This is a genomic window from Pseudomonas sp. P4_C4 (genome assembly GCF_056402055.1).
In genome coordinates this window covers 1-16772 of the sequence record NZ_JBFUID010000092.1, presented here as the reverse complement: position 1 = coordinate 16772, position 16772 = coordinate 1, and the positions used below count along the sequence as shown (strand labels likewise).

Here is a 16772-nt window from a genome sequence, read left to right as displayed (position 1 = left end):
CGGTGCGGGTAACGACGTCCTGATCGGTGGCGCAGGTGCCGACACGATGGTCGGCGGTGGCGGCAACGATGTCTACGAAGTCACCGAGCTTGGGGACGTGGTGAGCGAGCTCGCCGGTGGCGGCAGCGACACGGTCTGGACCTCGCTCGGGAGCTACGTCCTGGGTGCCAACGTCGAAAACCTGTTTTTCGGCGGCAGCGGCAACTTCGCGGGCACCGGTAACGTGCTCGGCAATACGATCGCGGGCGGTGCGGGTAACGACATCATCATCGGTGCCGGAGGTGCCGACACGATGGCCGGCGGTGCTGGCAACGATATCTATGAAGTCACCGACCTTGGGGACGTGGTGATCGAGCTCGCCGGTGCCGGCAGCGACACGGTCTGGACCTCGCTCGCGAACTACAGCCTGGGTGCCAACGTCGAAAATCTGTTTTTCGGCGGCAGCGGCAACTTTGCGGGCTCCGGCAACGTGCTCGACAACACACTCGTGGGCGGTGCTGGTAACGACGTCCTCATCGGTGGCGCAGGTGCCGACACGATGGCCGGTGGTGCTGGCAACGATATCTACGAAGTCACCGACCTTGGGGACGTGGTAGGCGAGAACGCCGGTGGCGGCAACGACACGGTCTGGACCTCGCTCKCGAGCTACACCCTGGGTGCCAACGTCGAAAATCTGTTTTTCGGCGGCAGCGGCAACTTCGCGGGCACCGGCAACGTGCTCGGCAATAATATCGTGGGTGGTGCGGGTAACGACGTTCTCACCGGCGGTGGCGGTAACGACGTGATGAGTGGCGGCGTCGCCGGCAACGATACGTTCGTGTTTGCTGCCGCGGGTTTCGGCAACGATACGATCCTGAACTTCGGAGCCAATCCGGCCGGGCAGGACTTGCTCAATATCACGGCGCTGGGGATCAACAGCGCGACGTTCGCTGCCAACGTGACCATAACGGCTAACGGGGCGGACACGGTGGTAGGGATCGGGGCGGACACCATTCACCTTGTTGGTGTCAACAGCGCGGCCGTCGATCAGACGGACTTCATTCTGGCCACTTGAGGTCCTGGTCAGTACTGTCGCAAGGAGCGTGGACAGCGGAGGGGAGGGTAATGGATGCCCTCCCTTTCTCCTTCCATTCAATTGTCCACTGGCTATCGGGATGCCAGCAGCGTACTGGAACTCATCAAGGCAAGTTGGAACCGAACTGCGAAATCAAAGAAACAATGGAAAAAGGAAACCCGGCCTTGAACATTTCAGCCATCTGCCTCTTGAGCAGCCTATTGGTTGCGGTCGCGGCTTCTGCTACCGGGATCACTTCGGTCTTCGACCTGGGCTTCACCAGGTCAGCCACAGAAACGCTGAAAAAACTGGACATCAACGACGCTTTTATTATCGCCGTCTCAAGTCCTGCAGCGTTTACCTTCTGCCGCAAAGGTTCGTCAACGCTCTGGAAGTATCAGGTGTTGGATCTAGAGCAACAGGCGGCGATCCAGATTGGCCAAAAGCGGTCTTCGACGGACTATCAACTAATTACCGTTGCGCATGTCAATAGCATTGCCTGCGAACAGGATCACCTTGCACCATTGGTTAAACCGCCTGTCAGGCGTGGACTTGTCCTCGGCCTGATCACCCTGTTTCTGTTGGTCGGCCTCCGATATACCTACCGGGCAATCATGGATTGCCGTTATGACCAAACCGGGTTTTCCAAGCCCGGCTTACAGCGCTTGAGCGAATCCCGGTTACCGCACAATTCGACAGTCATGGCGTTGGCCGCATGGGGTATAGCGGCAGCCACGGCATTTGTTTACTTCGGGTTTTGAGCATGAGCGCAGAGACTTGATTTACACCCTTATTGTTTAAGTTAATCCTGCGTTGCCATCTGCCTGAAAGGGTGGCCGAATCAGCGTGGAATTCGCAATCGGAGTTTGCTCTGGATGAGAGTCGCTCGCTATTGCGCGTGTTGTCGGATGTATAACAACTAGCGGATCCAATATGCAGTTGTAAAACTGCATGTAATCAAGCAGGCCAGTTGTGGTGGGGCATAGCGCGAAAGTTGGCTCATTACTGTCGCTTCAGGCGCACTTGCGCTACGCACCGCTTGTCGGTGGTTTGTTCGAAAAGTGAACATTGGAGCGTCTGTGGCCTCTGATTCTCAAGCACGTCAGCCATGACCTGCCCCCGCAATCGCAAAAAAAGAAGTGGAAGTTGGATCTCAAATGCAGTGAGTGCAAATTGGGGTTTTTTATCTGAAGTTCAGGGAGGTGATAAACAAGCCGTTCATTGATTTGCCGAGCGAATCAATGAGGTTAACAGTGCCGGGTTCATGACTTGGCTTATCTTTTAGAAGTAAGGTCGCACAGGATATTTGAATAAGTAAAAAATCCTGTCAAGTAGTCGATCTGTACTGTCGAATAAGGTGGAGAAAATACCGTGGCGATAAATACCATTATGAGTCTGCTGGAAAATAAGGAATTCATGGAGTTTTTGCGTCTGGGCGTTATTTACGTTCATTTGGTGGCGTGTTGTGTGGCCATCGGTTTGGTGCTGACCAGTGATGTTGCGATGGTTAGAGATCTTTTAAAACGGAAAGTATTGACTGAGCATGATAATGCTCACATGGAAAGTCTTCAGAAGTCTGTCATCGTTGCACTAATAGCTCTGTGGGTAACGGGTGTCGCTGTCGTCGGTATTGATTACCTGGGTAAAGGTGTCGAATACTTCATGAATCCAAAGCTTCAAGCCAAAGTCATTATTGTCGCGTTGCTCAGTTACAACGGCGTCTTGTTGCATCGCCTGGTACTGCCGGCACTGCAAAAGGCAGGCTCCCTGCTCAATCTCGGATTCAGTGCACGGATGCTGGCGTTGGCCTGCGGGTCGTTGTCGGCAGTGTCCTGGATGTATGCCGCCATGCTGGGTGTCGGACGTCCTTTGGCCTGGAAGTATTCTCTTTCCGAACTGTTGATGGCTTATCCGGTACTGATTGCGCTGGGGTTCCTGACGATGCTGGTGTTGACCCAGCGAGCGAAACAACAGGACGACTACGTTGCGCCTGCGCGGACGGTAGCAAGCGCATGCTAAGCCGGTTCCGCGCGTAAATCTTGCGGGCTTGTCCAGAGCCCGAAAGGTAGCGACCTTCCTGGTGCAGGTTTCAATCCGAACCTGCACCGGAAGGTCGTTTTGGTTTTGAGTTGTAGCTGCTCACTTCGATCATTAAGTTGTCAGTTACGGTCATTGAGCGACAGCGTCGCGACTCTTAGTCTGTCGAACATGACTGATGGGGGCCGTAGAGCTTCCGCACTTTCCGTGATCGCTCGATGTGGAGTTACCGATGACCGCCGCTCAATACCCGCACCTGTTGGCTCCGCTGGACCTGGGTTTCACCACGCTGCGCAACCGCACCCTGATGGGGTCGATGCACACTGGCCTTGAAGAGAAACCGGGTGGCTTCGAGCGCATGGCGGCGTACTTTGCCGAGCGTGCCCGTGGTGGTGTCGGCCTGATGGTCACCGGCGGTATCGGCCCGAACGACGAGGGTGGCGTGTATTCCGGTGCGGCCAAGCTGACGACCGAAGAAGAGGCGCTCAAGCACCGTATCGTCACCCGTGCCGTGCATGATGCGGGCGGCAAGATCTGCATGCAGATCCTCCATGCCGGTCGTTATGCCTACAGCCCGAAACAGGTTGCACCTAGTGCGATCCAGGCGCCGATCAACCCGTTCAAGCCCAAGGAGCTGGACGAGGAAGGCATCGAGAAGCAGATCAGCGATTTCGTCACCTGCTCGGTACTGGCGCAAACCGCCGAGTACGACGGTGTGGAAATCATGGGCTCGGAGGGTTATTTCATTAACCAGTTCCTCGCCGCCCACACCAACCACCGCACCGACCGCTGGGGCGGCAGCTACGAAAATCGTATGCGCCTGCCGGTGGAAATCGTGCGTCGCGTGCGCGAAGCGGTAGGCCCGAACTTCATCATCATTTTCCGCCTGTCGATGCTCGACCTGGTCGAAGGCGGCAGCACCTGGGAAGAAATCGTGCAGTTGGCCAAGGCCATCGAGCAGGCCGGCGCGACCATCATCAACACCGGTATCGGCTGGCACGAAGCGCGGATTCCGACCATCGCAACCAAAGTGCCACGCGCGGCCTTCAGCAAGGTCACGGCCAAGCTGCGTGGTTCGGTCACTATTCCGCTGATCACCACCAACCGTATCAACACCCCGGAAGTGGCCGAGCAGATCCTGGCCGAAGGCGATGCCGACATGGTGTCCATGGCGCGGCCGTTCCTCGCCGACCCGGATTTCGTCAACAAGGCCGCTGAAGGTCGCGCCGAYGAGATCAACACKTGCATCGSYTGCAACCAGGCCTGCCTCGAYCACACCTTCGGCGGCAAGCTGACCAGCTGCCTGGTCAACCCGCGTGCCTGTCACGAAACCGAACTCAATTACCTGCCCGTGCAGCAACTGAAGAAAATCGCTGTGGTCGGTGCCGGCCCGGCTGGTTTGTCTGCCGCGACCGTGGCCGCCGAGCGTGGCCATCAGGTGACGCTGTTCGATTCGGCCAGCGAAATCGGCGGTCAGTTCAACATCGCTAAGCGCGTTCCGGGCAAGGAAGAGTTCTTTGAGACCATTCGCTACTTCAACCGCAAGTTGCAGACCACCAACGTCGAGGTGTGCCTGAACACCCGCGTCGACGTGGCCGGGCTGGTCGAGGGCGGCTATGACGAGATCATTCTGGCCACCGGCATTGCGCCGCGCCTGCCGGCCATTGCGGGGGTGGAAAACGCCAAGGTGCTGAGCTACCTGGACGTGATCCTGGAGCGCAAACCGGTCGGCAAGCGCGTCGCGGTGATTGGTGCCGGTGGTATCGGTTTCGACGTCTCCGAGTTCCTTGTGCATGAAGGCGTCGCCACCAGTCAGGATCGCTCCGCGTTCTGGAAGGAGTGGGGCATCGATACGCACCTTGAAGCGCGCGGCGGTGTCGCTGGTATAAAGGCCGCGCCCCATGCCCCGGCCCGCGAGGTGTTCCTGCTGCAACGCAAGAAATCCAAGGTCGGCGACGGCTTGGGCAAGACCACCGGCTGGATTCATCGCACCGGCCTGAAGAACAAACAGGTGCAGATGCTCAACAGCGTCGAATACCTGAAGATCGACGACGAAGGCCTGCACATCCGCATCGGCGAAACCGGCGAGCCGCAGGTGCTGCCAGTGGACAACATCGTGATCTGCGCCGGGCAGGATCCACTACGTGAGTTGCATGACGGTCTGGTGGCGGCGGGGCAGAGCGTGCACCTGATCGGTGGCGCGGATGTTGCGGCAGAGCTGGATGCCAAGCGGGCGATCAATCAGGGTTCGCGGTTGGCGGCGCAGTTGTAATCCACGTCCGACAAGCTCACTCGCCACAAAGGTGCTGCTAAGATGCCGGATCACTCCAATGATCCGGCATCATGCTTTCTCCTCCTGACAACTGGCTTCCTCAAGTCCCCCTCGACCCCCTTCACCTCGACTGGCTCACTCACGCCGGCATCGAAGTGGCGATCCTGCGCCTGGACCAGATCGACCCGCTGATCAGCGGCAACAAATGGTTCAAGCTCATCGAGCACCTGAAGACCGCCGAGCGCCTCGGTGCCGAAGGCATCATCAGTCTCGGTGGCGCGCACTCCAATCACCTCCACGCGTTAGCGGCGGCAGGCAAGCGTTTCGGCTTTTCCACCGTCGGCCTGCTGCGCGGGCATCCTCAGGAAACCCCGACGGTCAAAGACTTGCAGGCGTTCGGCATGCAGTTGCACTGGCTGGGTTACGCAGGCTATCGGGCGAGGCATGAGGCAGGTTTCTGGCAACCCTGGCACACCCGCTACCCGACGCTGCATCCGGTGCCTGAGGGGGGAGGTGGTTTGCCAGGCGCCCTGGGTTGCATGCCATTGCGAGCCGCCGTTTGCGCGCAATTGGAGGGCTGGGGCTGGAGCAACTACGACGCCTGGTGGCTGGCCTGCGGGACCGGCACGACCCTGGCGGGCCTGGTGCTGGCCGAGGCGGGGGATCACCCGGTTTACGGTGCGCTGGCGGTGCCAGGCGATCATGGGGTGGCGCAGCAGGTTGAGCGGATCGTGCAGGAAGCGGGTCTGATCGATGCGGTGTATGAACTGATCGATGCCAGCCGCGGCGGCTTTGCCAAGGTCGATCCGCTGCTGATCGAGTTCATCGAAAAGACCGAACAGGCCAGCGGCATTCCCCTTGAGCCGCTTTACACCGGCAAAGCGCTGCTGGCCCTCAAGCAGCAAGTCGAGGCGGGAAAGTTTGCCCGTGGCACGCGGTTGATCTTTGTCCACACCGGCGGCTTGCAGGGGCGACGGGGGATTGATTCACAAGCCTGAAACGCACCGCAAATCAATGGGGGTTGCCGTCAAGTTCAGGTATCGCGGTTCACGCCCTTGGGCATCATCCGCAGCAAGGTGTTATCGCCCACAACGTAATGGTGATACAGCGCGGCCACGGCATGCAGGCCGATCAGCCAATAGCCGATCGTGCCGCCGAGCTCGTGCCAGCCCTGGAATTGTTTGGCCAGGTCCTTGTTTTCCGCTACCAGCATCGGCAGGTCGACACCGTAGAACATCACCTGATTGCCTTTGGCACTGGTGACCAGCCACCCGAGAATCGGCGTGACGATCATGAAAATGTACAGGGCCCAGTGCATCAGCCTGGCCAGCGTCGTTTGCCAGTGTGGCGAGGCCGGGAAGATCTGCGGCGCCGGGCCGAGACTGCGCGCGAACAATCGCACCCAGACCAGAACGAATACGGTCAGGCCGAGCAGGAAGTGTGATTCGACGATCAGCGTGCGCCCGCCACTGCCCTTGGGAAAGATCCCGCGAAACTCGATACAGGCGTAAACCAGCACCAACAGGACCAGCATCAACCAATGCAGCGCGATCGATACGGTGCTGTAGCGCGATTCGGAGTTTTTCCACGGCATACGGTGTTCCTCAGCGGTCCGGTTTAAAGCCACCGTTCTTGTTTGACGGTGTGCTTTAACTGTAATCCTGTTTCACCGGTTTTGTCTGTGGCGATCGGTCGCGGGATGCTCTGGCTCGGGTAACAGGCAGAAAAACACATTCCCCTGTAGGAGCGAGCTTGCTCGCGAAGGTCGCCAACGATGACGCACACCCACTGGGTAACCGCGGCATGCTTGAGACCATCGCGAGCAAGCTCGCTCCTACAGGGGGAGTTGCGATTTCTTAGCTCGATTGCGGCATTTCGCCGTTGGCCAGACGCTTGTTGATGTCGGCGATCACTTCCGGCAGATCAGTGATGGTGTCGATCATGTAGTGCGGGCGCGAACCTTCGAACATGGCGTGGATGCGCTTGCGCTCGCTGTCCAGTTGGTCGCTGCCCAGCGCGCGATAACCTTCGTAGTCCAGGCCCAGGGCATTGCCCGAGCAGATCAGCGCCACGGTCCACATGCCGGCGCGGCGACCTTCGAGAATGCCCGGCACCGTGTCATCGATCTTCACGCACGCGGCGACATCGTCAATGCCCAGGGCGATGACGTTGGCCAGTGCCTGGGCGGGCCATGGGCGACCATTCGGGACTTCGTCGGTGGCGACCACGTGGTCGGCGACGTAGCCGTTGGTGGCAGCCAGTTCGACCACTTTGTCCATGACCTGTTTCGGGTAACCGGAGCAGGAGCCGATCCTGATTCCTTGCTGGCGCAGGTTGGCGATGGTCTCCAGTGCCCCGGGAATCAGCGCCGAGTGTTCGGCGATTTTTTCGATCTGCAACGGCATGAAACGTTGGTAAATCGCAGTGACGTCATCGTCGGTCGGCGTGCGGCCGAACACTTTGCGATAACGCTCGGCGACTTCCGGCAGATCGCACAGGGTGCGGATGTGATCCCACTTGCCCATGCCCATCGGGCCACGGGCCTCTTCGATGGACACCTGGACGTCGAACTCGGCGAAGGCCTCGACGAAAATCTGCGTCGGGGCGAAGGAGCCGAAGTCGACCACGGTGCCGGCCCAGTCGAGGATGGCGGCTTGCAGTTTGGTTGGGTTGGAGTAGTTCATGGCAATTAAATTCCTGTAGAAACTGACTATTGGAGAGCAGCTTTTACTGTGGGAGCGAGCTTGCTCGCGATGGCGGTTTCTCATTCAACCTATGTGCTGACTGAACGGGCCTCATCGCGAGCAAGCTCGCTCCCACAGGGGGGTAAGGTGTTGTTTAGATCTCTAACACTTCCATCTCGCGCAACACTTCAGCAATCGCCGCCACCGCTTCGCGCATTTGCGCCGGGTTGACATGGCCGATGCAGCCGACGCGGAAGGTTTCGACCTGGGTCAGTTTGCCGGGATAGAGGATGTAGCCCTTGGCCTTGACCCGCTCGTAGAATTCCTTGAATGCGTAGCGCGGATCTTTCGGGGTATGAAAGGTGGCGATGATTGGCGCCTGGATAGCCGCCGGCAGGAAGCTGTGCAGCCCCAGTTTGCCCATCTCTTCCATCAGTGCCTGGCAGTTGGCGGCATAGCGTTCGTGCCGGGCCGGCAAGCCACCTTCTTCGTTGTATTGCAGCAGGGCTTCGTGCAGTGCGGCGACCACATGGGTCGGCGGGGTGAAGCGCCACTGGCCGGTCTTGGCCATGTAGGCGTGCTGGTCCTGCAAGTCCATGGCCAGCGAATGCGAGTTGCCGGCGGCGTTGGCCAGGGATTCTTTGCGAGCGAAGACAAAACCCATGCCTGGCACGCCCTCCAGGCATTTGCCCGAGGCGGCGATCAGTGCGTCGAACGGCACTTGCTGTGCATCCACCGGCAGGGCACCGAAGGAACTCATGGCGTCGATGATCAGGCGCTTGCCGTGTTCTGCGACGACCTGGGCGATCTGCGGCAGCGGATTGAGGATGCCGGTGCTGGTTTCGCAGTGAATCAGGGCGACGTGGGTGATGCCGGTGTCGGCACGCAGCAGGCGGTCGACGTCGGCGGCGGTGGTCGGCTCGTCTTCGGCGGTTTCGAAGGTACTGTAGGCGCGGCCGAGCACTTCACAGATTTTCGCCAGGCGTTTGCCGTAGGCGCCGTTGATCAATACCAGAATCTTGCCGTCCCGAGGCACCAGCGTGCCGATCGCTGCCTCGACCGCGAAGGTGCCGCTGCCTTGCAGGGGCACGCAGTGGTGGGTGGCGGCGCCGTTGATGATTGCCAGCAGTTGCTCGCAGAGGCTGGCGGTTAGTTGATTGAAGCGGTCATCCCATGAACCCCAGTCAACCATCATTGCCTGACGGGTGCGGGCCGACGTGGTCAACGGGCCGGGGGTGAGCAGGATGGGTTCGGCAGTACTCATTCTCGTGTCCTCGCAATCGATGGGATGAAGCTACGGGACCTAAATTGCAATTTGCCGTGTTATCAATCAAATTGTTTATTGTTATGCCAGCCATCAGTGAGGGTTATTCATGAACCTGTTTCAGCTGCGCGCATTCGATGCCGTGGCGCGGGAAGGCAGCTTTACCCGGGCGGCGGCGCGGCTGTTCATCAGCCAGCCGGCGGTTACCGGGCACATCAAGGCCCTGGAGGAGCACTACCAGATCACCTTGCTGCGCCGCACCGCCCGCCGAGTGGAACTGACGGAGGAGGGCACCAAACTGGCGGCCATCACCCGGGCGATGTTCGGCCTGGCCGAAGAGGCGCAGGTGATGCTCGAAGCCAACCGGCAATTGCTGACCGGGCGTCTGGAGGTGGCGGCGGACGGTCCGCACATGGTCATGCCGATGCTCGCCAGCCTGCGGGCGCGCTATCCGGGGATCACGGTGAACCTGCGCCTGGGCAACGCCCAGGAAACCCTGGCGGCGCTGCTGTCCGAACATGCCGACGTGGCGGTACTGACCGAGGTCGAGCCGCGCAAGGGCTTGCATCTGCAGGCGCTGAACGAATCACGGATTTGCGCGCTGGTGCCCGCCGGGCATCCTTGGGCGCAGAAGGCCAAAGGCGTGCAGCTCAAGGAACTGGATCAGGTGATCATGGTGCTGCGCGAACCGGGTTCGATTACCCGGCGCACCTTCGATGAGGCTTGCGCCCAGGCCAGGGTCAATCCGCGGGTGCTGCTGGAACTGGACAGCCGCGAAGCGGTGACTGAAGCGGTGGCCGCCGAACTGGGGGTGGGGGTGGTGTCGTCGGTGGAGGTCAGCCACGACCCGCGGGTGGCGGCGGTGCCGATTACTGGCGAGGGGCTGGTGAATCGGCACATGATCGGGTGCATGGAGCGGCGACGGGATTTGCGCTTGATTCAGGCATTTTTCGGGTTGGCGCCAGGCAGGTAGACCGAGTCGCCTGCAATCGCGAGCAAGCTCGCTCCCACAAGGGATTTGCGTCGACCACAGATTATGTTGACGACACACCACCACTGTGGGAGCGAGCTTGCTCGCGATGGCGTCGGACCTGCCTAAACAAGACTCTCGCGAACCATCTGCAGAAACGTCGCCACCACCCGCCGCGAGCTCTGCTCGCGCAGGCAAACCAGTGTTTCAGTCAGCCGTCGTTCGCAATCGGTAATCGGCAGTGCGCAAACCCTGGAGTCGGCGCCAAACTCCGCGGCCGACACCACGCCCACCCCGATCCCGACCACCACCGCTTCCCGCGCCGCCTCCCGGCCTTCGACCTGAATCGCCGGGCGAATGCGGAACCCGGCGCGTTGCATTTCTTCTTCCAGGGTCTGCCGGGTCACCGAACCGATTTCCCGCAACACCAGCGGCGTGTCGTCGAGGTCCGCGAGGGTGATGGATTCGCGATCCGCCCACGGATGATTGCGCGACACGAACGCCACCATCGGGTCGTTACGCAGGGACAGGGAGATCAGGCGTTCATCGCTGACGTCACGGCCCAGTAACGCCAGGTCGGCCTGATAGTTGAACAGTCGAAACAGCGACTCATCGGTGTTGCCGGTTTCGATCTTCACGCTGATCCCGGGGTAGCGTTCGCAGAAGCGGGCAATCTGCGGCAGCACATGCACCGGTGCATCCACCGCCAGAATCAGGCTGCCGGTCTGCAAGGCCTGGGAATCCTGCAACAGCTCCTGCGCTTGCGCCTCAATCACAAAAAGCCGCTGGGTAACGCTCAGCAGGCGCTCGCCCAGATCGGTCAGGCGCACCGAGCGCTTGTTGCGGTGAAACAGCAAGACGCCGTAGCGCTCTTCGAGTTTGCGCACCTGGTCGGAAATCGCCGGCTGCGTCAGAAAAAGCCGCTCGGCGGCTTTGGTAAAGCTTCCATGGACCGCCACGGCATGGAAGGCTTTGAGCTGGGCGTGGGACACCGACATGGAAATCTCCAGTAACAAGCTGGGCTTATTTTTGAAATACGATAAATCGATTTCACTTATTAATCAGTAATTGTTTTTATCCACCTCAGCCCCGCTGACGGGTCAGTCGAACAGCAGCGGGAGCCATGAGCCTGGGCGTGCAAAAACAGGACTCATCTGACCGGTATCCGCCGTAGGGACAGGGCGATATCGCAGTGCTCAACAATAAAAAAACAGGCGTTTTCTTCCAATTCTGCCGGCACACTCACACCCTGAGGTCAGAACCACAATGAACAAGCACATCGGCACCATCAAGCGTTGGCGCATGCAGATCTTCGCGATCACCTGGCTCGCCTACGCCGCTTTCTACTTCACCCGCAAAGCCTTCTCGGTGGCCAAGCTCGGCATCGCCGAAGACCCGACCTTCATGCTCGACAAAATGGCCATGGCCAACCTCGACGCCATCTACTTGACGGCCTACGCCGTCGGCCAATTCACCTGGGGCATCCTTGCCGACCGCTTCGGGCCGCGGGTGGTGGTGCTGGGCGGGTTGCTGATTTCCGCCTGTGCGGCGCTGGTGATGGGCAACTTTGCAACGTTACCGATTTTCGCTACCTGCATGCTGATCCAAGGGCTGGCGCAGTCCACCGGTTGGTCGGGGCTGTGCAAGAATCTCGGCAGCTTCTTTCCCTCGGAGCAACGCGGGCGGGTACTGGGCCTGTGGAGTTCCTGCTACGCCTTTGGCGGTCTCGTGGCGTCGCCGTTTGCCGGTTGGTGGGCGTATACGCTCATCGGCACCTGGCATGCGGCGTTTGTTTCCAGTGCGGCGGTGGTTGGGCTGGTCGCCGTGCTGTTTTTTATTTTTCAACGTAACAAACCGGAGGACGTCGGCTTGCCGGCGGTGGAGCCGGAACCTGAGCTGACCGCCGAACAAGCTGACGCGCAAAGCAAAATCAGCATGTGGGAGCCTTTGAAGGAAATCCTGCGCAACCGCACGGTGCTGGTGCTCGGGGTGGCGTACTTCATGCTCAAACCGGCGCGCTACGCGATTCTGCTGTGGGGGCCGGTGATCGTTTTCGAACAGATGCCTTCGGTGGGTAAGGTCGGTGCAGCAATCATTCCGACCTCGTTCGAGCTGGCCGGATTGCTCGGACCGATCATGATCGGCCTGGCCTCGGACAAACTGTTCGGCGCCCGACGCATGCCGGCTTGCGTACTCAGCCTGTTGGCGCTGACCGTGTCTTTGGCACTGTTCATGGGCGCCTTGCATACCGGTAGCGTGGTCCTGGTGGTGGCGCTGCTGTTCGTCATGGGCCTGACCCTCTACGGACCGGACTCGATGATCAGCGGCGCGGCGGCCATCGATTTCGGTACTGCCAAGGCCGGCGCCACAGCAGCCGGTTTCGTTAACGGCTGCGGCTCGGTCGGGGCGATTCTCGGTGGCCTGCTGCCTGGCTACTTCGACACCGTTACCGTGTTCATTGTCTTCGCCGGCTGCGCCATGTTCTCGGCGCTGGTGCTGATCCCGCACTGGAACAGCCGCCCGGGCGGCCTGAAAACCAACTACCCGTTCGTGCCCAATCGGACGATGACCATCAAACCCCTGCGCACCTGAATCCTGTCCCTCGTCGCCTGCTGCGTCCGCGGCAGGCTGGCGTGTGGGCCATTGACTGGAGATTTCCCATGAGACCCTTTTGGCTGGACCAGGCCTTGAAGGCTGATGCGTCCGAAACCTGTCCGCCACTGCAAGGCGACAGCCGCGCCGACGTGTGCATCGTCGGCGGCGGTTATACCGGGTTGTGGACCGCGATCATGCTCAAGGAGCAGAACCCCGAGCTGGACGTGTTGCTGGTCGAAGCGGATATTTGCGGCGCCGGGGCCAGTGGACGCAATGGCGGTTGTGCGCTGTCGTGGTCGGCCAAGTATTTCACCCTTGAGCGTTTGTTCGGCGTCGAAGAGGCCGTGCGTCTGGTCAAGGAGTCCGAGCGCAGCATCCATGCCATCGGCGCCTTCTGCGAACAGTATGCGGTGGACGCCGATTACCGCCTCGACGGAACGCTCTACACCGCCACCAACCGTGCCCAATGCGGCTCGACCGATGCGGTCATCTCCGCACTGGAGCGCCACGGCATCAACTCGTTCACCCAGCGGCCGGTGGCCGATGTGCAGCGCATGGCTGGCTCCGGCAAACACCTGGAGGGCTGGTTTTCTCCGGCCGCGGCCAGTGTGCAGCCGGGCAAGCTGGTGCGCGGTCTGCGCCGGGTTGCCTTGCAGTTGGGCGTGAGGATTCACGAAAATACCGCGATGACCGGGCTGGAAGAGGGCAAGCCGGTGGGCATTCAAACCCCCAGCGGCACCGTCCGCGCCGACCGGGTGGTGCTGGCGATGAACGCCTGGATGGCCCGAGCGTTCCCGCTGTTCGAGCGCAGCGTGGCGATCGTTTCCAGCGACATGCTGATCACCGAGCCTCGGCCGGATTTGCTCGACGAAATCGGCCTGACCAGTGGCGTCACGGTGCTCGATTCACGGATTTTCGTGCACTACTACCACAACACCCCGGACGGCCGGATCATGCTTGGCAAGGGTGGCAATACCTTCGCTTACGGTGGACGCATGCTGCCGGTGTTCGATCAACCTTCGCCTTACGCCGGTTTGTTGCAGAGCAGCCTGGCGGATTTCTTCCCGGCGTTTGCCGACGTCAAGGTCGAAGCGACCTGGAATGGTCCGTCGGACCGTTCGGTGACCGGGCTGCCGTTTTTCGGGCAGATGAGCGCCAGTGGCAATGTGTTCTACGGTTTTGGCTACTCCGGCAGCGGTGTCGGGCCCTGCCATATGGGCGGGCAGATTCTGGCGTCGATGGTCCTGGGCCTGGACAACCCCTGGACCCGTTCGCCACTGGTCAACGGACCGCTGGGTTTTTTCCCGCCGGAACCGATTCGCTACATTGGCTCGCTGATGGTGCGCAACGCCATCCGCCGCAAGGAGCGTGCAGAGGATCACGGGCTTCGGCCGCGGCATCTGGATGTGCGATTGGCGAAGTTCGCCGCAGCAGCCGGCAAGGCTGACAAGGGCTGAGTGTCAGGGCGCAAGGTCCGAGCGGCTGAGCAGCCAGTCGAACAGCAGGCGGGTATCGCCACGGGGCTCACGCGGACGAGGGCCGCGAGGTTGTGGCCGTGGGCCCATGGCCGTACAGAGCACCGGGCGATCCGGGTCACTGTCGAGGAAAATCACCAGTACCTCGCTGCCAGCCACGGGCAAGCGGGTCGGATCGATCCAGTCCTCGGCGGTGGTCAGCGCCAGCGGTAACCACAGACCGGTGGCCGTCTCTGCGGCGGATTGTGTAGCGGGCCAGAGGTTCACCTGAACCCGGCCATCCTCATCCACTGTCGCCGGTTGCCCGACTGGGCCGCACACCTGGCCGGGCTGATACCCGGGAATACTCGGCCTGGGTTGTTTGAGCGCGGGTCTGAACACCGTCGACCAGGGGATGGCGCTGAATTGATTGCGGTAACCTGGGGCCATGCCCGATGTGTCGTCGAGCAGAATCGATGAATGACGCCCCTGATGGCGGATTTCGGTGACCAGCCATTGGTCATTGAAACTCGCCAGCGGGTGCTCGGCCACCTGTACGATCCGGCCACTGCGTAGTGCACCCTGGTTACTTTGGCCGTGGATCTGCAGGTGTCGGCAACGCAGACGTTCCAGTTGTCGACGGCTGAGCTGATCGCGATGTTGTTGTTCGTGGGCGGGAAAGTGTCTCGTCGTGGCGAACGAGTGATTGGCTGCGCCGTCGCTGGTGTCCGCTGCACCAGGATTCCTGGCACCCGGGCGCACGGGGGAGAGCGCCGCGTCATGGCGCTGGAACAGTTCGCTGATCACAGGTTCGTGATGTTCGTCGAGGGCGCCGCTGCGCATCGGCATGAGCAGCGGTTCCTGGGGGAAACTCAGGCTGTCATCGGCCAACACCAGGACATGGCCATCGCGTTGATGCTCGAAGTGGTAGTGGATGCCTTCTTCCTCGCACAGTCGTTGCAGCAACGCCAGGTCGGTTTCATCGTACTGAATGCAAAAAGGTCGCAGGGGATAGTGCCCGGTTGCCAGTTCAAAGCGATAACTGCCGACGGGCAACCCATGTTCCTCGAGCAATTGGCGCAGGATCATGGGCACGCTGGCGCGCTGGAAGACGCGTCGGCGTCGTTGCTGCTCCAGCACTTGGACACGGGACACCAGCACCAGCTTGTAAGCGACCCGGTGCCCGCTTCGATGTTCACTACTGGCGCTGTGTAGCACGCCATGAATGCCTTGATCGTGGCCGAAGTCGAGGAACACCGGTTGGCGCAGCAATCGCTCAAGGTTCAGGGCCGGTGCCAGCCCGATAACCTCGATATCGAATCGATAGGGCTGGTTGAGTGCTTCATGACCGCTGAACCGGACCACCTGGAAACTCAGGTCGTCGTCGAGAAGCGTCAGGGTGGTGGGACTTTCCTTGTCGTTGTGCATCGAACACGCTGCCGCCGTGAAGTAGGGTGCAAAGCGTACGAAACCCCAGCGCATTGCGGGCACGTTAAAGCGACATTTCCGAATCGCCCTACAACCGCTGGTGAAGATGTCGATGCAAGTCGGGATTTTTTGGTCGATTGCCAACTTTAGGCCGTATAAACTTGCACAAAGCGTCGACCAATAGATGTCTCGGCGCCACAGATGCCACAGATAAGAGAGTGAGAAATGGGCGCACAGTGGAAGGTTAAACACAAAGAAGCGGCAGCCAATGCCAAAGGCAAGATCTTCGGCAAACTGGTGAAGGAAATCACCATTGCTGCGCGCAACGGCGCTGATATTGCTACCAACGCGCACTTGCGCCTGGTGGTTGAACAGGCCAAGAAAGCTTCGATGCCCAAGGAAACACTGGATCGCGCCATCAAGAAGGGCGCGGGCCTGCTGGGCGAAACCGTGCAATACCATCGCGTGACGTATGAAGGGTTCGCCCCGCATCAGGTGCCGTTGATCGTTGAGTGCGTGACCGACAACATCAATCGCACCGTCGCCGAGATCCGCGTGGCATTCCGCAAGGGTCAACTGGGCGCTTCCGGTTCCGTGGCCTGGGACTTCAACCACGTCGGCATGATCGAAGCGTCGCCGGACACCCCGGACGCCGATCCGGAAATGGCCGCCATCGAAGCCGGTGCACARGATTTCGAGCCGGGTGAAGAGGGTGCAACCCTGTTCCTGACCGAGCCGACCGACCTCGATGCGGTACAGAAAGCCCTGCCGGAACAAGGCTTCACCGTGCTGTCGGCCAAACTTGGCTACCAGCCGAAAAACCCGGTCAGCGGCCTGAGCGATGAGCAGATGGCGGAAGTCGAAGCGTTCCTCGAAGGCCTCGATAACCACGACGACGTGCAGGACATGTTTGTCGGCTTGGCGGGTTAAGTCTTTGTGTCAATGACGGCTCTGTTGTCTGGCAGGCCGTCATCGTCGGATCGCCGCCCGGAGCAAGCTCGCTCCCACAGGTTT

General features: G+C 60.4%; 14 protein-coding genes. 9 read left to right on the top strand and 5 right to left on the bottom strand.

The features are described from left to right. From AC1DXW_RS29280 to AC1DXW_RS29260, 5 genes are all read left to right on the top strand, one after another. A partial coding sequence (locus AC1DXW_RS29280) for a calcium-binding protein (RefSeq protein ID WP_477760797.1) occupies nt 1–1054 on the top strand: 1054 nt, incomplete at its 5' end. Nucleotides 1055–1104: 50 nt separating this feature from the next. Then, the gene (locus AC1DXW_RS29275) at nt 1105–1815 is read left to right on the top strand and encodes a hypothetical protein (protein WP_477754903.1); all 711 of its coding nucleotides are present in this window, start codon (nt 1105–1107) and stop codon (nt 1813–1815) included. Nucleotides 1816–2425: 610 nt separating this feature from the next. Beyond that, nucleotides 2426–3073: a hypothetical protein gene (locus AC1DXW_RS29270; RefSeq protein WP_477760796.1), complete on the top strand. Its 648-nt coding sequence runs from the start codon at nt 2426–2428 to the stop codon at nt 3071–3073. 250 nt (nt 3074–3323) lie between these two features. After that, nucleotides 3324–5363: a 2,4-dienoyl-CoA reductase FMN-binding domain-containing protein gene (locus AC1DXW_RS29265; RefSeq protein ID WP_477760795.1), complete on the top strand. Its 2040-nt coding sequence runs from the start codon at nt 3324–3326 to the stop codon at nt 5361–5363. 71 nt (nt 5364–5434) lie between these two features. Continuing rightward, the gene (locus AC1DXW_RS29260; protein WP_477760794.1) at nt 5435–6361 is read left to right on the top strand and encodes a 1-aminocyclopropane-1-carboxylate deaminase/D-cysteine desulfhydrase; all 927 of its coding nucleotides are present in this window, start codon (nt 5435–5437) and stop codon (nt 6359–6361) included. 35 nt (nt 6362–6396) lie between these two features. On the opposite strand, the gene AC1DXW_RS29255 is transcribed toward AC1DXW_RS29260, so the two are convergent. The 3 genes from AC1DXW_RS29255 to AC1DXW_RS29245 all read right to left on the bottom strand — a co-directional run bounded on the left by AC1DXW_RS29255 (nt 6397) and on the right by AC1DXW_RS29245 (nt 9311). Then, nucleotides 6397–6957, bottom strand: a complete 561-nt coding sequence (locus AC1DXW_RS29255) for a cytochrome b (protein ID WP_477754899.1) — start codon at nt 6955–6957, stop codon at nt 6397–6399. 262 nt (nt 6958–7219) lie between these two features. Beyond that, entirely contained in the window at nt 7220–8047 is an 828-nt protein-coding gene (phnX, locus tag AC1DXW_RS29250; protein ID WP_477754898.1) for a phosphonoacetaldehyde hydrolase, read from the bottom strand. 154 nt (nt 8048–8201) lie between these two features. Beyond that, entirely contained in the window at nt 8202–9311 is a 1110-nt protein-coding gene (locus tag AC1DXW_RS29245; RefSeq protein WP_477755673.1) for a 2-aminoethylphosphonate--pyruvate transaminase, read from the bottom strand. 109 nt (nt 9312–9420) lie between these two features. Between AC1DXW_RS29245 and AC1DXW_RS29240 the strand changes: the two genes are divergently transcribed. Further along, nucleotides 9421–10284 carry a LysR substrate-binding domain-containing protein gene (locus tag AC1DXW_RS29240; RefSeq protein WP_477755674.1) on the top strand — a complete coding sequence of 288 codons (864 nt, stop codon included), beginning with the start codon at nt 9421–9423 and terminating at the stop codon, nt 10282–10284. 122 nt (nt 10285–10406) lie between these two features. Here AC1DXW_RS29240 and AC1DXW_RS29235 read toward each other — a convergent pair whose 3' ends face one another. Continuing rightward, nucleotides 10407–11279: a LysR family transcriptional regulator gene (locus AC1DXW_RS29235; protein ID WP_477755675.1), complete on the bottom strand. Its 873-nt coding sequence runs from the start codon at nt 11277–11279 to the stop codon at nt 10407–10409. 268 nt (nt 11280–11547) lie between these two features. Here AC1DXW_RS29235 and AC1DXW_RS29230 point away from each other — a divergent pair, with 268 nt between their 5' ends. Together AC1DXW_RS29230 and AC1DXW_RS29225 are read left to right on the top strand one after the other, a co-directional pair. After that, on the top strand, nt 11548–12873 hold the full coding sequence (locus tag AC1DXW_RS29230) for an MFS transporter (protein WP_477755676.1): 1326 nt from the start codon (nt 11548–11550) through the stop codon (nt 12871–12873). Nucleotides 12874–12941: 68 nt separating this feature from the next. Next, nucleotides 12942–14333, top strand: coding sequence for an FAD-dependent oxidoreductase (locus tag AC1DXW_RS29225; RefSeq protein WP_477755677.1), 1392 nt, complete (start codon nt 12942–12944; stop codon nt 14331–14333). 3 nt (nt 14334–14336) lie between these two features. Here the strand turns inward: AC1DXW_RS29225 and AC1DXW_RS29220 are convergent, their stop codons facing one another. Then, the gene (locus tag AC1DXW_RS29220) at nt 14337–15758 is read right to left on the bottom strand and encodes a type VI secretion system Vgr family protein (RefSeq protein WP_477755682.1); all 1422 of its coding nucleotides are present in this window, start codon (nt 15756–15758) and stop codon (nt 14337–14339) included. Between the two features lie 225 nt (nt 15759–15983). Here AC1DXW_RS29220 and AC1DXW_RS29215 point away from each other — a divergent pair, with 225 nt between their 5' ends. Continuing rightward, nucleotides 15984–16688, top strand: a complete 705-nt coding sequence (locus tag AC1DXW_RS29215) for a YebC/PmpR family DNA-binding transcriptional regulator (RefSeq protein WP_008051121.1) — start codon at nt 15984–15986, stop codon at nt 16686–16688. Nucleotides 16689–16772: the final 84 nt, after the last annotated feature.

Excerpts from the sequence above, each read along its gene's own strand:
- phnX (WP_477754898.1), bottom strand. The coding sequence starts at position 8,047 with ATGAACTACTCCAACCCAACCAAACTGCAAGCCGCCATCCTCGACTGG.
- AC1DXW_RS29240 (WP_477755674.1), top strand. The coding sequence starts at position 9,421 with ATGAACCTGTTTCAGCTGCGCGCATTCGATGCCGTGGCGCGGGAAGGC.
- AC1DXW_RS29235 (WP_477755675.1), bottom strand. The coding sequence starts at position 11,279 with ATGTCGGTGTCCCACGCCCAGCTCAAAGCCTTCCATGCCGTGGCGGTC.
- AC1DXW_RS29260 (WP_477760794.1), top strand. The coding sequence starts at position 5,435 with ATGCTTTCTCCTCCTGACAACTGGCTTCCTCAAGTCCCCCTCGACCCC.
- AC1DXW_RS29245 (WP_477755673.1), bottom strand. The coding sequence starts at position 9,311 with ATGAGTACTGCCGAACCCATCCTGCTCACCCCCGGCCCGTTGACCACG.
- AC1DXW_RS29255 (WP_477754899.1), bottom strand. The coding sequence starts at position 6,957 with ATGCCGTGGAAAAACTCCGAATCGCGCTACAGCACCGTATCGATCGCG.
- AC1DXW_RS29230 (WP_477755676.1), top strand. The coding sequence starts at position 11,548 with ATGAACAAGCACATCGGCACCATCAAGCGTTGGCGCATGCAGATCTTC.
- AC1DXW_RS29220 (WP_477755682.1), bottom strand. The coding sequence starts at position 15,758 with ATGCACAACGACAAGGAAAGTCCCACCACCCTGACGCTTCTCGACGAC.
- AC1DXW_RS29275 (WP_477754903.1), top strand. The coding sequence starts at position 1,105 with ATGGATGCCCTCCCTTTCTCCTTCCATTCAATTGTCCACTGGCTATCG.
- AC1DXW_RS29225 (WP_477755677.1), top strand. The coding sequence starts at position 12,942 with ATGAGACCCTTTTGGCTGGACCAGGCCTTGAAGGCTGATGCGTCCGAA.